Origin of the sequence: Bacillus sp. DHT2, assembly GCF_026241455.1 — a bacterium.
Classification (GTDB): Bacteria; Bacillota; Bacilli; order Bacillales; family Bacillaceae_G; genus Bacillus_A; species Bacillus_A pseudomycoides.
Window position 1 is genome coordinate 193087 of the sequence record NZ_JAPHWH010000012.1, and the last position, 13994, is coordinate 207080.

The window sequence follows — 13994 nt, forward strand, 5'->3', positions numbered from 1 at the left end:
GGGAGCTTTATGCTTCAGCACATTTCAGTTGTTCATCAATCCAAAGTTATTTCTATGGGGATTGCTAGTGTTTTTCAAGTTGGCGATGCGAAACAGATGGAATTAAAAAGTCGTGCACTTATTGTTCATCGAGAAATCCCTTTTTATTTAAAAGATGAAGGAAGTTTCGAGGCTTTTAAAATCTTTACAGATGAGTATATTACAATTCCCAAAAGATCGACAGATGTCAAAGTGAATATTATAAATGAATGTCCCTTCATTGAAGTAAATGATGTTACGATTCGTACTTTATTAAATTCTGCCTGCTTTCAAATCGGCTCCGTTGACTATGCATTTAATAATTCACGCATTCACCAACTCCGTCAATATATTACAGATGAACCTTTCAACAAATAAATCATATAGTGATGTTAAAGAAGACTGATAAAGTAGGTGAATAACATGCCCTCTGTCGTTGGAAACCTCATTGTTCAAAATAGTAATGGCTCTTTTAACTTAGGTGACTTCTATAATGTCTCTCCTAAGGAAAATACAAAGGCATATAACGGTTCAGGAGCATCAAATGTTGCTTTTGTTGTTAATACATTTAACGGTGTCAGCGCAACAAATACATTCGATTCAGATGTTGCAGATCAAGATCAAATTGGAACGGCTTAAAAAAAGTAGGAGAATTATTCTCCTACTTTTTTCGTTCTTTTGATTTTGTTGTTCGCGCTTCAATAAGTGTAATCATTCTTATTGTTTAGCCTTTGAATGATAACCCACTTTCCTTCAAAGCAGTTCTAAGTTTAGGTAAAGATGCTGACCCCATACCGTGCAGTTGTAAAATCTCTTTCTCACTACATTTTGAGAGCTGCTGCAAAGAAGTTATTTCATTGTGTTCCAATGCTCTTCTTGCTGGTGCCGAGAGAAGTGAAAGAAATCCACTTTCCGGTTTTCGTTCTTTCTCACAGATCGGGCAAGAAGGACAATCGCTACTTTTATAGTATTGGTGTCCATTATCACAAATTCTTAAACTTTTTTTGGAAGTTACCATTTTACATACTCCCTTCCTAGAGTTACATCTTTCCCCTTTTTCACATTTATACTTTGATGTATGTTTCACTTACTTTGTTAATCAACATGTACTATGTGATTTCCATCAAAGAAATATAAACACTTTTCTTTCACTGGATGATGTAAACTTTTCTCTAACGCTTTCGCATATAATGAAAGCTGTACTTTATAACGTTCTTCTAAAATCGGCTTTGCTTGATCGAATCCACCTGAGAACTTCCCTTCAATTGTATCTGTTTTAAAATCGATTAATACAACTCCGTCTTCCTCTTCTATCATACAATCGATAACCCCTTGGACAAGTACAGATTCTCTGCTCTGATTTTGCCAATCTTGATACGCTTCTTCCGCTGAAAGCATCATCGTAAACGGCACTTCACGTTCTACACTTTTCGCAGCTAAAACACGCTTACCAAGATCTGTATCAAAAAATGCTACAATTCGATCAATCGTAATTTCTTCTGCTTGCTCAAATGTTAGTAATTCTTTATTTACCATTTCCGCAATTTGCTCTTCAACGGTTTCAAGCGTGATCGGTTTTTGTAAATTAACATGTTGCATTACGGCGTGAACAGCTGTCCCCCGTTCAGCATAAGTTAACCCCTTTTTCTCCATAAAACGAGGACGCGTTTTTATAGGAGTACGAAGTTTTTTAATAAAGGCATTATCACTTCCATCTTCCGATTGATAATTCCGCTTTATCTCAGTAACAGACTGCTTCGCCCGATGCGCTGTTGCACCTTCATACGCATATTCCCAAGTTAAACGAGCATACACCTCTTCTTTTCGTTCACTTTCTAGAGGAACAGGTTTTTTCTCACGAAGCGCTTCTAACAATTCTTGCTTTTCTTCTTGTACTGGTTCCGGTGCAAGTAAAGTGCTACCATCAACCACTTCCACTTTCCAGCTCGCATCGTATTCATAAATTTCATTTGGTATATTTCCTTGTCCAAGCTCAAGAAGCATTTCGCTATCACGATGTCTATATAGTGACGGTGCAATCCAATCTAAGTAACAAGATGCTCCTGCACGAACGTAATCCGGTAACAACCAATCTGTATGTTCACGCGAGTCAAGCCACTTTTCAATTTCTTTTTCTTTATCTTTCACCGTACCAATTAAAATCAGTTTTTCTTTTGCACGCGTTAGAGCAACATATAATACGCGCATCTCTTCCGCAATTAGTTCCATCTTCATTTTACGTTTAATGGCTAGTTGTGATAACGTTGTATATTTAATTCGTTTACGAGGATCAATAAACTGTGATCCAAAACCGAAATCTTTGTGTAATAAGAATCGTTTCATTAAATCTTGTGTATTAAAACGGCGCCCAAGCCCCGCTACAAATACAACTGGGAACTCTAACCCTTTACTTTTATGAATCGTCATAATTCGAACTACATCTTCTTGTTCACTAAGCGCTCTCGCTGTTCCCATGTCGTCCCCGCGCTCTAAAATACGTTCAATAAAGCGAAGGAAACGGAATAACCCGCGGAAAGATGTTGCTTCGTACTGCCTTGCGCGATCATATAGTACGCGTAAGTTAGCTTGACGCTGTTTTCCCGCTGGAAGACCACCAACGAAATCGTAATAACCCGTCTCACGATATACTTTCCAAATTAAATCAGAAAGAGACTGCTGGCGCGCAAATTCACGCCACCCTTGCAAGAGATTATAGAACCATTGTAATTTCCCATGTAATTCTGCCTCTTCTTCAAGCGGCGCGCCTTGTAAGAAGGAACACATCACTTCATAAAACGAACCTTTTTTCTCATGAGCACGTAACATCGCAAGCTCTTCATCATTTAACCCAACAATCGGGGAACGAAGCACAGCAGCAAGCGGAATATCTTGCATCGGATTATCAATTACCCGAAACACATTCATCATAACGGTCACTTCTGTCGCTTCAAAATAACCTGTCGCGAGCTCAGCATAAACAGGAATGCCTTGTAATTTTAACTCTTCCATAATTTGCGGAGCCCACGGCATCGAGCGAAGTAAAATGACAAAGTCACGGTATTTCACAGGGCGCATGCTATCTGTTTTACGATCATATACTTCATAACCTGAATCAACCATCGCTTTAATTCGCTGCGCCATTAAACGTGCTTCAAGCTGTGCTTTTTCTACTTCTACACCGTCTTCTCCCTCTACCGATTCTTCTCCCTCAGATTGATGAATACATAACAGTTCGGCTGCTACATCTTCTCCTTCTGGGTAGCTCGCACCTAACTTTAGTTCAGCATCAGCATCGTAATCGATTTCCCCGACAGTTTCACCCATAATTTGTTTAAAAATAAAGTTCGTACCTGCTAGTACTTCATGACGACTGCGGAAGTTTTTGGCTAAATCAATCTTCATCCCGCCGTCTATTCCTTCAGGTGTAAAACGTTTATACTTTCCTAGAAATAAGCCAGGCTCTGCTAATCGGAATCGGTATATCGACTGTTTTACGTCGCCGACCATAAACAGATTACCTTCTTGTTCAAAGTCTTTCGTTACAAACTTAATAATTGACTCCTGCACAAAGTTCGTATCTTGATATTCATCGACAAGTACTTCGGCAAATTTATTCCGATATTGAAGCGCAACTGGTGATGGACGAAGCTCGCCATCGTTCGTACGTTCACTTAAAATTTGTAAGCAAAAATGCTCTAAATCTGTGAAATCAACCATTCCTTTATCACGCTTTATCGTTTGAAAACGCTCAGTAAATACTTTTACAATCTGAACAACCTTTTCTAGTACAGGGTGCATATCCTTGAAATCACGTAAAAAGCTTTCTGGTTTCCGGCTAAACAACTCTTCTTGTAGCTTCTTCACTTCATCTTTCGCTTTATTTCTAAGTGAATCTACTTGTTTGACAATCTCTTCATTGTAATCACTCTTTTTAATACGCTTTAACGTTTGCCACGAAACATTTTGCATCGCTTCATATACACTTGTCCAAGACTGATGTGCTGCACTAGATAACGTCCCGAGTAACACAAGGTCCGCTTGTAATGTCTCAATGCGAGGCGCTGGCCCATCCGGAAGCATAGCTAACTCAATTGCTTTCCGAATATGCTTTTCAGCAGTTTCCAGCTGAAACTTCACATCTTCTAATAAATAAGTTGCATACGTTAAGTCTTCAATTGCTTTCCCTTCCACATCATATGCTTCGACAAGCTTATCCAGCCACTTCTCTGGATCTGGATGTGCCCTCGATTCCGTATGAAGCGCTAAAATCATACGCTGCAGGTCATCATCACTACGATCGCTCGTATATCGATCAACTAGTTCAAAGAAAATGTCATTTCCTTCGATTCCATATTCCTCTTCTAATATGTCATCTAATACTTCTTCTTTTAACAATTCATTTTCCGTCTGATTAGCAATGCGAAAACGTGGATCAACGTCGAGCATATAATAGTACGTTCGAATCACTTGTAAACAGAACGAGTGAATGGTTGAAATGGATGCTTTATTTAATAAGCTGAGCTGTTTCCGAACATGCCCTGATCCTGGCTCATCAATTAATACTTTTTCTAACGCTTCACCTATTCTGTTTTTCATCTCTTGTGCCGCTGCATTTGTAAATGTTACGACAAGCAAGCGATCCACATCTACTGGATTCTCGGCATTAATAATTTTACGAATAATTCTTTCTACAAGTACAGCTGTCTTTCCCGATCCCGCTGCCGCCGCTACTAAAATATCACGGCCATCTCTGACGACTGCCTTCCATTGATCATCTGTCCATTGACTACCTTCAGGTTTCTTTGGCCAATTCTCTATCATTCTCCGCCAACCTCCTCTCTCATTTTCTCCATCGCTTCACTATCTTTCATATCTTTTAATGTACGGAACTGATTGTCTTCAAGTGATTCATCAAATTGACAAACTGAGCGGAAATTACAGAATGTACACGCTGCTTTGTTCCCCATTTTATACGGTGCGATATCAATGACACCTTCTGTAATGTCTTTCCCGATGTTTTCAAATGTATGATGTACATATTGCTGTAAGGTTGTAAATTCTTGCTCACTTGCAATACTAGAACGCGCACTAAAGCTACCATCTTTTTTCAGACCTGCAGAAATAATGTCTGAACTTCCCGTTGAAAGCTTGTTATCCATCAATCGAACAACATCCGCATCTCCTAGTACGAGACCTTTCATTTTAAATTTCTTTAAAATTTCCTTTTCAATCTCTTCTTCTGAAGCGTCGCCCTTCATCTCCACAATCGGGTTATGAATATGGAAATATAAAACGCCAGCAGGTGATGCCGTTCCATCTTTTTTCATCCACGTATTCGCATTTGAAATAACAACGTCTAAATACGTTAACATTTGAAGTGCTAACCCATAATATACTTCTGTTAAATCTAAAGCTTTTGTGCTCGATTTATAATCAATAATGCGAAGGAAGGTACCATTTTCGTCTTCCGCTTTATCTACACGGTCAATCCGACCAACAACTTCCATTTTCACACCGTTTGGCAACGAAAACTCCATCGGCGGAAGTGAGCCTGTCCCGCCCATACCAAATGGAACCTCTAAATCAACTGGCACAAATCCACTGGACTTCGCATGTTCACGAAGGATAAGTGACGTACGGAAAATGATTTGCTGTAACTTTTGTTTCAAATAATAATTCCGATTAGAACTTAATAAAATTTGTCTTTGTAATAACGGTGCGATTTCTTCAATTACTACGGCAGAAAGATGCTCACACTCTTTTATCGATAAATCAGCCCAAGTACGATTTTCCCTAAGTAACTTGTCTGCAATTTTCTTTAATGCTGCATGGAATAATTCGCCGATATCCGGTGCATCTAACTTGAAAATATCACGCTCTCTCAGCGATAATCCATGCTGCGCAAAATGAGCATATGCGCATCGATTAAATAATTCCATGCGAGAGACGCTTCCTTTAATTTTATCTCCGTATAGATCTCTACTTACAACTGAGCTAAGCTTCTGCGCACGGTTTCGATAAAATAAACTAGATAGTACACGACTACTTTTTTGCTTCCACTCGGGCGATGTAACATAGAAGTTGTAAACATCCCACCAAAAATCAAGGTTCCCTTCAAAACCATATCGTTTCCAATTTTGTAATTGCTGCGTTACATATGACAAGGTAACCTCTGGCGTTGCTACATACGAAATTTGTACCTGACGAGATAAATCATTCACATCATTCGTTACAAATACTTCTTTAACAGAAGGAAACATTCTTTTCACTTTCTTAATAAAGCTAGATGAAAGTAGCGTCTTTCCTTCTTCATCCGCAAGGGGGCAAGAAATATATAACTTCTCAGATGCACGAGTTACTGTTTGATAAATAACAAATTGCTCTTCTAATAACGTCTGCCTTGTTGTTGGTGCTAATTCTACACCAGCCGTAACGAGAAATTCCCTTTCTTCATCCGATAACATCCCTTCATCTGAAGGGGCTGCTGGAATGATTCCTTCATTCGCACCAATCACAAAAGCCGCGCGAATATCCGATAACCTTGAACGATCAATGTTCGCAATGAGCACTTGATCTAAAGAAGGCGGGATATTTGCAAATTGAAGTGCCTCAAGTCCCGTTGTCATTACATCGATAAACATTGAACGAGACATCTTTTCCTCACCAAGCATTTCTACAAATGTATCAAGAAGATTCATTACTTCTTCCCAAACTTGATCATGGTCACTTGCAAATAGAAAATTCCCTTCTGCCTCAGCACGCATACGCAAATCTTCCAGTTTTTTAGGAACATCTAATTCTTCTAAAAACAAATAAACCGCTTCACACATTTGTACAACTGAACTTGCACGTTTTAAACGCTTCTGCAAACGAATAATTGGTGTCCTTACCACATCACGAAGGCGGTTTATTTTCTCTTCCATTTCACGTTCGCTATCTGTTTGCATTCCGTTTACTCCATCTAGCGAACGATAACGACGATACGTCCAAGGCTCATCTGCTGTCCATCTCTTTCCTTGTACGCCATATGCTAAACAGTAATTTTCAAACTCATCCATTTCTTCGCGCATTGATTCTTTTCTCACATCCAACGGATATAATAATTCCGTTTTTATACAGCGAAAAATAGCATCATAACGCCAATTCCCGCTAATCACTTCTAGTGCAGAACGAATGCATTCAATCAATGGATGATGTGACATTGGATGCTTTTCATCGATAAAGTGCGGAATATCGTAATCAGTAAACAATGTTTTCATTACATCATAATAGCTTTCTCCATTACGAAGAAGAACCGTAATATCTCTGTAGCGATACTCCTCTTCCGCAACAAGTCTGCGAATTTCCCTAGCTACACCTTCAACTTCCGCTCGCAAGTTTGCCGCTGTATATAATGTAATGTCTGGTTCACTTTGGAACTTCTTAGACGGACGAGATTCAAACTCAGCTTCTAGATGTGCCAATGCTGGCGAAAGAAAACGTGGCTGTTCGCTCATTGAAATTGTACTTTCAACTGCGATTTTCTCCTCACGTGCCAGTTGTTTTACCTTTTCATACGTAAGTACTGTTTGATAAAACAAATCTAGTTCACTTGTTGGCTGCGATAATGTTTTTTCATCTACTGTTAACGTAATTGTTATTCTTGCTCCGCAAATCATGAGCTGTCTAATAATCTCTAATTCCCCAGGTGAAAATGAATGAAATCCGTCTATATAAATTTCTGCGCCTTTTACATAATCAGAATCCGGAAGCTTTTCTACAAGCAACTGTAAATAATCTTCTGAATCTAAATATTTACCAATTAAAGCCCGTTCAAAATCATCATATAAAAGCTGAAGGTCGTACATTTTATTTGCTAATAATTTTTGTTCATCACCGCTACTGTGAGCATCTAACTGTTGCCACATCTCATATACATTCGATGGCGTTACATTATAACGTTTAAACTCGGCAATCATGCTGCCTAAATGTTCAAAAAAGCCATTTTGTTCTGCTGCTTTTTGAAACACATACAATCCTTCTTTACGCGCTTCTACAATTTTACGTAGTAACATATGCACGCCAGCCTCATCAATATGAAGGCGGCTTGCACCACCAACTTCTTGCAAGACCTTCCACGCTAACCTTGAAAAACTAAAAACTTGCGCCCTGATGGAGGCGCTAACTCCTTCATTACCTATTAAAGCTTGCTGCGTTTGGAACGTCATTTGTTCCGGTACAAGATATAAAATTGTTTCGCCTCTTGGACGCTGCCCTAATTCTTCTTGCACTTCATGTAAACAAAATGTACTTTTTCCACTTCCAGCTCGTCCAATCACAAATCGAAGCGACATGTAATCCCCACCTTTCACTTACATAACGAACGTTAGTTTGCTGTCATCATTGTATTATAGGACAGGAAAAAAGACAAACAGAGGCTGCTTGTCTTTTCCTTCCCTATAAGCTGTAAACTCTTTCATTATCCTTTTGAAAAATTCGTTTGCACTTCATTAATCGGCCAATAGCGTAAATCCACTTTCCCGACAACAGTATCTGCTTTTACAAATCCAAAATGCCTGCTATCCCAACTGCCGAGACGATTATCACCAATCACAAAAATATACCCCTTCGGAACAGCCTTTTCTCTCGTTAATTCTTCTAACGTAAAATCACCTGTCAACTGCCGGCCTTCCGCTTGCCTCTTATATGTTTCCAAATAAGGCTCATCAATAAATTGACCGTTTATATACAATTTGTCATGCTTATATTCAATCCGATCGCCTGGTAAACCGATAATTCGCTTTACATAGTCTTCCTTTTTATTCGCATGAAACACGACAACATCAAATCGGTTCAACTCCCCAACTTGATAGCTAACCTTATTCACAACAAGCATATTTCCATCTTGAAGTGTCGGCATCATTGACTTTCCCTCTACAACATACGTTGAGAAGAAAAACGTTCGAAAAAAAACAGCTAATAGCACACCTATAAAGATTGTTCTCATCCACTCTAGGCCTTCTTTTTTCAAAGCTCGCTTCATCCGCCTCTCCCCTCACCCTTTTCCTATAATGAAGTTGTAATTACAGCGAAGACTAGTCTTAATGTAGTTCTAGCTTTACCTCAATCTTCTTACCGACATACCATAAAATAAAAATGACACCTATGACAATAATAGTTTTCACAGGCTTATGGATAAAAGAAGTTAAATCATGCCCAATATAACTTAAAATAAGAATCATGACTAACTTTCCAAGCGCTAACGCTAACACAAATTGTCGTCTACTAATACGTGATAAACCAGCCACAACATTAATAAGTGCAGACGGCGTAAAAGGAAAACAAAATAATATAAAAATAGGTGCGAATCCTTTTCGCTCAATCCATCCCATCGCTTTGCGCACTTTCGGATGTTTATTCACAAACGAGAAGAATCGACTTCTTCCAAAACGACGAATAACTGAAAATACAATTAATGCACCAAGAACCGATCCAAGCCATGAATACAAAAAACCAAGCCAAAACCCGAAGGCAACTGCATTTGCCATCACAAACAAAATAAGTGGCAGTGCCGGGATAAGTGCCTCTACCATCGGCAAGCTAATACCAAGGAGCGGTCCAAGTGCCCGATAACTAGCTACAAGCTGATCCATATTTTCTGCTGAAAAATACTCTTTGATTGTTTGAAAATCCATTCTACAATTTACCCCTTTGCTATATTCCTATCTCTACTTTATCATCGCTTATTGTAAAGAGGAAATGGTAGATACGACATATGGAGATGTATTTATTAAAGTTCCATAATTTTATGTAAAAATCCTTCATTATTATTGTATGATAATCTATCATTATTTGACAGGATGTTACATATTGAGAAATAAAGTACAACTTTAATCAGTGGAGTTTTCTTCATCCTCCACTGATTATTAGCCCTCACCAATCGGGTATTTACGGGCAGTTATCTCCCACCTATCTTCTTCGCTTCTCTCGGAATCTTGAGGTGGGAGTCTTAATGCTCGCAAATAGCGGGATAAATTTATATCCCAAAAAACGTCCTTTATCTTCCTTCATATTGTAAATTATCAATCCAGTTTTCAACTAAAATCAACAACCGCATTATTATAAATGGGCAAAAATACTATAACAGTGGTTCCTTTCCCTACTTGGCTTCTTATGTTTATTTTTCCACCATGACTTTCAATAATTTGATAACTAATCATAAGCCCAACACCCGTTCCCTTCTCTTTTGTACTATAGAAAGGTTCCCCTAGCCTTTTAATTCTTTCTGGTGGAATACCTACTCCTTTATCTGAAATACAAATCATAACCTCGGTACTATTATGTGTTTTCACGTTAATGGTGATTTCTTGACCATTCTGTATAGCTTCAATAGAATTTTGTAAAATATTAAAAAAAACTTGTTTTAATTGAATTTCGCAGCATTCAACCAATAAATTTTCAAAATCCATGTTTAATGTAATACGAATATTCTTCATAATTGCTTGCGTACTTATTAAAGCAACCACGTTATCTAATATAGTACAAAGATTTTTAGGTTCAAATACTACAACGTTCGGTTTTGCAATAGATAAAAATTCTTGAAGAATTGTTTCAATACCTCTGATTTCAGAAAATATTAGCCTAAAATATTCCTTGTCTTCTCCTACTTCTTGTTGTAATAATTGCATGAACCCTTTAATTACTGTTAAAGGGTTACGAACTTCATGAGCAATTCCAGCTGCCAATTGTCCTACTGCTTTAAGGGTGTCTGATTTTTTTAATAATTCCGTTGTTTTTTTACGTTCTGTAATATCACGTACAATAATCATAATTTTATCCTTAAAAAGCGGTAAAAGTCTCGCTTCAAAATAATAAATTTCATCATCTAGTTGTAGAGGGTAATCTATTAAAACCGGAACAGCTGAAATTTGTATTTGATTAATAGCTTTCTCAAATTGCTTTGTTATAGAAACAGGTAATACCTCTTGAATTTTTTTCCCTATAAATTCTTCGATTTGAACATAAAATTTAGATATAGAATTAGTTTTACACTTCCTAATGGTCCCATCAAGGTCTGACAAAAAGTATAAATCAGGAATTGCTTTAAAAATTAATTCCAGTTCAGCCGATGTTTGTTTAAGATTTTCTTCCATTCTCTTACGGTTGGTTATATCAATCCCAATTGCTCCAATATTCCATCCTAAAATAGGAATACTCTGTAATATATTTGACCACATGATAGTTTTTATCTCACCATTTTTACAAGTTATGTTCACTTCCCAATCCCTAAAATCATTTCCATTTTTTAATAAATCGTTACATAACTGATCTCTATAAGCTTTATCAGGGTGTAGCAATTCTATTGCTGTAGGATTGTTAATAATTTCATCTGCACTATATCCAGTTACTAATTCACATTCCCGATTCCACATAATAATACTTCCTTTTTCATCAAGAGCATTAATCATAATCGGCATATTTTGTAATATGCTATATAAATGATTTTCATCATGTTGTGTTACGGTTTTTATTTGTGAATTTTTTTCATGAAAATTTTTTAAATATAATTGTTGAGTTGCCATCTCTTCAATGAGATTTACAATACATTTAAAAGGTGTTATCTGAGAATCTACAATAACCTCTTTATTAATACTTGTCCCAATAACAAAGGTCCCTATATGCTCCTGTTCAATAACGATGGGAATATAAGTTTCTTTGAACAATTTGCTTTTTTGATTATAAAAAAAAGGTTCGCCTTTGAAAAATATAACATTTTGATTATTATCGAGGAGACAGTATGGAACTTTAGTTAAATTATAAAATTGTTCTGTTATGTTCTTGAACTCGTTTATATTTATAAGGTCTTTAAGTGTATATCTCATTATTTAACCCATCTCCTTTTTATTTAATATATCATTATAACTCTTAGGAAAACTAATTATTCAGAAAATAACACGAGTACTTTAAACAGTTTCCTAATACAACGATAATTTTGTTCTACATTGTGATTTAGATATTTCACCTGTCTTTTCGTAATGCTTGCTGGCATCTTTTTCTCTTCCTTCGACTCTACGCCAGATACTTGTCTAGAGTGATAGCACACGGATTTGAAATATGAAAAGGCCGCAAAGCTTTCTTGAAAAAGCGCTTTGCGGCCTTATGATCTCTTGTTTTTCCTAAATAAAAATCAGTTGTATTTCCTTCTGAATCAACGGCACGCTATAAAGTGAAACTTCCACCGGTGAGGGGTCTTCATCTCCCACTGATGGAAAGCCCTCACCAATCAGGTATACGCATTAGATAATCTATGTTCTCCTATTATCTTCACTAAGTCACTTACTATTAACAAGATAATACCTTGATAGTTTCTATTTGAAATTATTTGACTTTGATATACATAATCTCCAGTCTTTCTAAGTTACTAGGATCAGCATGTCCAAGTTTGATAGATTTCTTGCACCAGAACCAGTTGTTTATTATCTCATTCGTTGACGAGCGAATAGGAATCCACCTAAAACGAACAATACCATACCTCCAATAATTGAAATCATTTCCGTTGGTGTTCCACCTGTTTTAGGAAGTAATGCTGTCGTCTTATCATTTTCTTTAGTAGGTGGAACTTTTGAATCGCTATTTATGTTTGTGTTTGTATTTGGATCTTTGTCTGGATCTTTGTTTGGATCTACACCTGTTTCGTCCTTGATTTTTGTATTCGTAATGTCATAACCGTTTACTTCCGATTTGTACCCATCTACCGCTTGTTCTTTCACTTCATACTTGTAGGCTTTGCCGTCTGCATCGTATGCCGCTAAGTCTTTAAATTCGTATTTCCAACCTGTTGCTTCACTTACTTCTTTCGTATCAATCAATTTGCCATTTTGGAGTAGGTCTACCTTGATTGTTTTCGGACGTTCTTTCGCATTATCGTCTTTCCACGTTTTCTTTCCTTCTACTTTTGTTTGACCAGTTTTTGTATTTGTGATGTCGTAACCGTTCACTTCAGATTGATATCCGTCTACTGGTTGTTCTTTCACTTCATACTTGTAGGCTTTTCCGTCTGCATCGTATGCCGCTAAGTCTTTGAATTCATACTTCCAGCCGCTTGCTTCTGTTACTTCTTGTGTGCTGATGGCCTGACCATTTTGTAGTAGGTCTACTTTGATTGTTTTCGGACGTTCTTTCGCATTATCGTCTTTCCACGTTTTTGTTCCTTCTACTTTTGTTTGACCTACTTTTGTATTTGTGATGTCGTAACCGTTCACTTCAGATTGATATCCGTCTACTGGTTGTTCTTTCACTTCATATTTGTAGGCTACTCCATTCGCATCGTATACCGCTAAGTCTTTAAATTCGTATTTCCAACCTGTTGCTTCACTTACTTCTTTCGTATCAATCTTTTGACCGTTTTGAAGTAAGTCTACTTGAATCGTTTTCGGACGTTCTTTCGCATTATCGTCTTTCCACGTTTTTGTTCCTTCTACTTTTGTTTGACCTACTTTTGTATTTGTGATGTCGTAACCAGTTACTTCTGATTTGTAACCATCTACCGCTTGTTCTTTCACTTCATACTTGTAGGCAGCGCCATTCGCATCGTATGCCGCTAAATCTTTAAATTCGTATTTCCAGCCGCTTGCTTCACTTACTTCTTCCGTTGCGATCACTTTACCATTTTGTAGTAGGTCTACTTTGATTGTTTTCGGACGTTCTTTCGCATTATCGTCTTTCCACGTTTTTGTTCCTTCTACTTTTGTTTGACCTACTTTTGTATTTGTGATGTCGTAACCAGTTACTTCTGATTTGTAACCATCTACCGCTTGTTCTTTCACTTCATACTTGTAGGCAGCGCCATTCGCATCGTATGCCGCTAAATCTTTAAATTCGTATTTCCAGCCGCTTGCTTCACTTACTTCTTCCGTTGCGATCACTTTACCATTTTGTAGTAGGTCTACTTTGATTGTTTTCGGACGTTCTTTCGCATTATCGTCTTTCCACGTTTT

At 37.5% G+C, this 13994-nt stretch carries 9 protein-coding genes and 1 pseudogene; 2 read left to right on the forward strand and 8 right to left on the reverse strand.

Translation table 11 applies throughout. From position 1 onward, the window contains the following. Window positions 1–9: 9 nt before the first annotated feature. Both ORL93_RS23980 and gerPF read left to right on the forward strand, forming a co-directional pair. Window positions 10–396 carry a spore germination protein GerPE gene (locus ORL93_RS23980; RefSeq protein WP_006093913.1) on the forward strand — a complete coding sequence of 129 codons (387 nt, stop codon included), beginning with the start codon at window positions 10–12 and terminating at the stop codon, window positions 394–396. A gap of 45 nt (window positions 397–441) precedes the next feature. Then, complete coding sequence (gerPF, locus tag ORL93_RS23985; protein ID WP_017152885.1) at window positions 442–657, forward strand: spore germination protein GerPF; 216 nt, start codon at window positions 442–444, stop codon at window positions 655–657. Between the two features lie 85 nt (window positions 658–742). Here the strand turns inward: gerPF and ORL93_RS23990 are convergent, their stop codons facing one another. The 8 genes and pseudogenes from ORL93_RS23990 to ORL93_RS24020 all read right to left on the reverse strand — a co-directional run. Beyond that, entirely contained in the window at window positions 743–1036 is a 294-nt protein-coding gene (locus ORL93_RS23990) for an RNA polymerase alpha subunit C-terminal domain-containing protein (RefSeq protein WP_097794834.1), read from the reverse strand. 77 nt (window positions 1037–1113) lie between these two features. Further along, the gene (gene addA, locus ORL93_RS23995; protein ID WP_098160974.1) at window positions 1114–4839 is read right to left on the reverse strand and encodes a helicase-exonuclease AddAB subunit AddA; all 3726 of its coding nucleotides are present in this window, start codon (window positions 4837–4839) and stop codon (window positions 1114–1116) included. Further along, window positions 4836–8351, reverse strand: coding sequence for a helicase-exonuclease AddAB subunit AddB (gene addB, locus ORL93_RS24000; RefSeq protein WP_097794836.1), 3516 nt, complete (start codon window positions 8349–8351; stop codon window positions 4836–4838). The genes addA and addB overlap by 4 nt, the downstream gene beginning before the upstream one ends. Before the next feature lie 125 nt (window positions 8352–8476). Beyond that, a complete protein-coding gene (gene lepB / locus ORL93_RS24005) occupies window positions 8477–9040 on the reverse strand; it encodes a signal peptidase I (RefSeq protein WP_003206131.1) in 564 nt (187 codons plus the stop codon). A gap of 58 nt (window positions 9041–9098) precedes the next feature. Then, a complete protein-coding gene (locus ORL93_RS24010; protein ID WP_006093908.1) occupies window positions 9099–9692 on the reverse strand; it encodes a TVP38/TMEM64 family protein in 594 nt (197 codons plus the stop codon). A 399-nt stretch (window positions 9693–10091) separates the two neighbouring features. Further along, window positions 10092–11879, reverse strand: coding sequence for a PAS domain-containing sensor histidine kinase (locus ORL93_RS24015; protein ID WP_097794837.1), 1788 nt, complete (start codon window positions 11877–11879; stop codon window positions 10092–10094). Window positions 11880–11950: 71 nt separating this feature from the next. Beyond that, window positions 11951–12216: pseudogene (locus ORL93_RS31595) on the reverse strand (DDE-type integrase/transposase/recombinase); the annotation flags it as partial. A 257-nt stretch (window positions 12217–12473) separates the two neighbouring features. Then, a partial coding sequence (locus tag ORL93_RS24020) for a Cna B-type domain-containing protein (protein ID WP_265959620.1) occupies window positions 12474–13994 on the reverse strand: 1521 nt, incomplete at its 5' end.

Coding starts and splice junctions, on each gene's coding strand:
- ORL93_RS23980 (WP_006093913.1), top strand. CDS start 10: ATGCTTCAGCACATTTCAGTTGTTCATCAATCCAAAGTTATTTCTATG.
- gerPF (WP_017152885.1), top strand. CDS start 442: ATGCCCTCTGTCGTTGGAAACCTCATTGTTCAAAATAGTAATGGCTCT.
- ORL93_RS23990 (WP_097794834.1), bottom strand. CDS start 1,036: ATGGTAACTTCCAAAAAAAGTTTAAGAATTTGTGATAATGGACACCAA.
- addA (WP_098160974.1), bottom strand. CDS start 4,839: ATGATAGAGAATTGGCCAAAGAAACCTGAAGGTAGTCAATGGACAGAT.
- addB (WP_097794836.1), bottom strand. CDS start 8,351: ATGTCGCTTCGATTTGTGATTGGACGAGCTGGAAGTGGAAAAAGTACA.
- lepB (WP_003206131.1), bottom strand. CDS start 9,040: ATGAAGCGAGCTTTGAAAAAAGAAGGCCTAGAGTGGATGAGAACAATC.
- ORL93_RS24010 (WP_006093908.1), bottom strand. CDS start 9,692: ATGGATTTTCAAACAATCAAAGAGTATTTTTCAGCAGAAAATATGGAT.
- ORL93_RS24015 (WP_097794837.1), bottom strand. CDS start 11,879: ATGAGATATACACTTAAAGACCTTATAAATATAAACGAGTTCAAGAAC.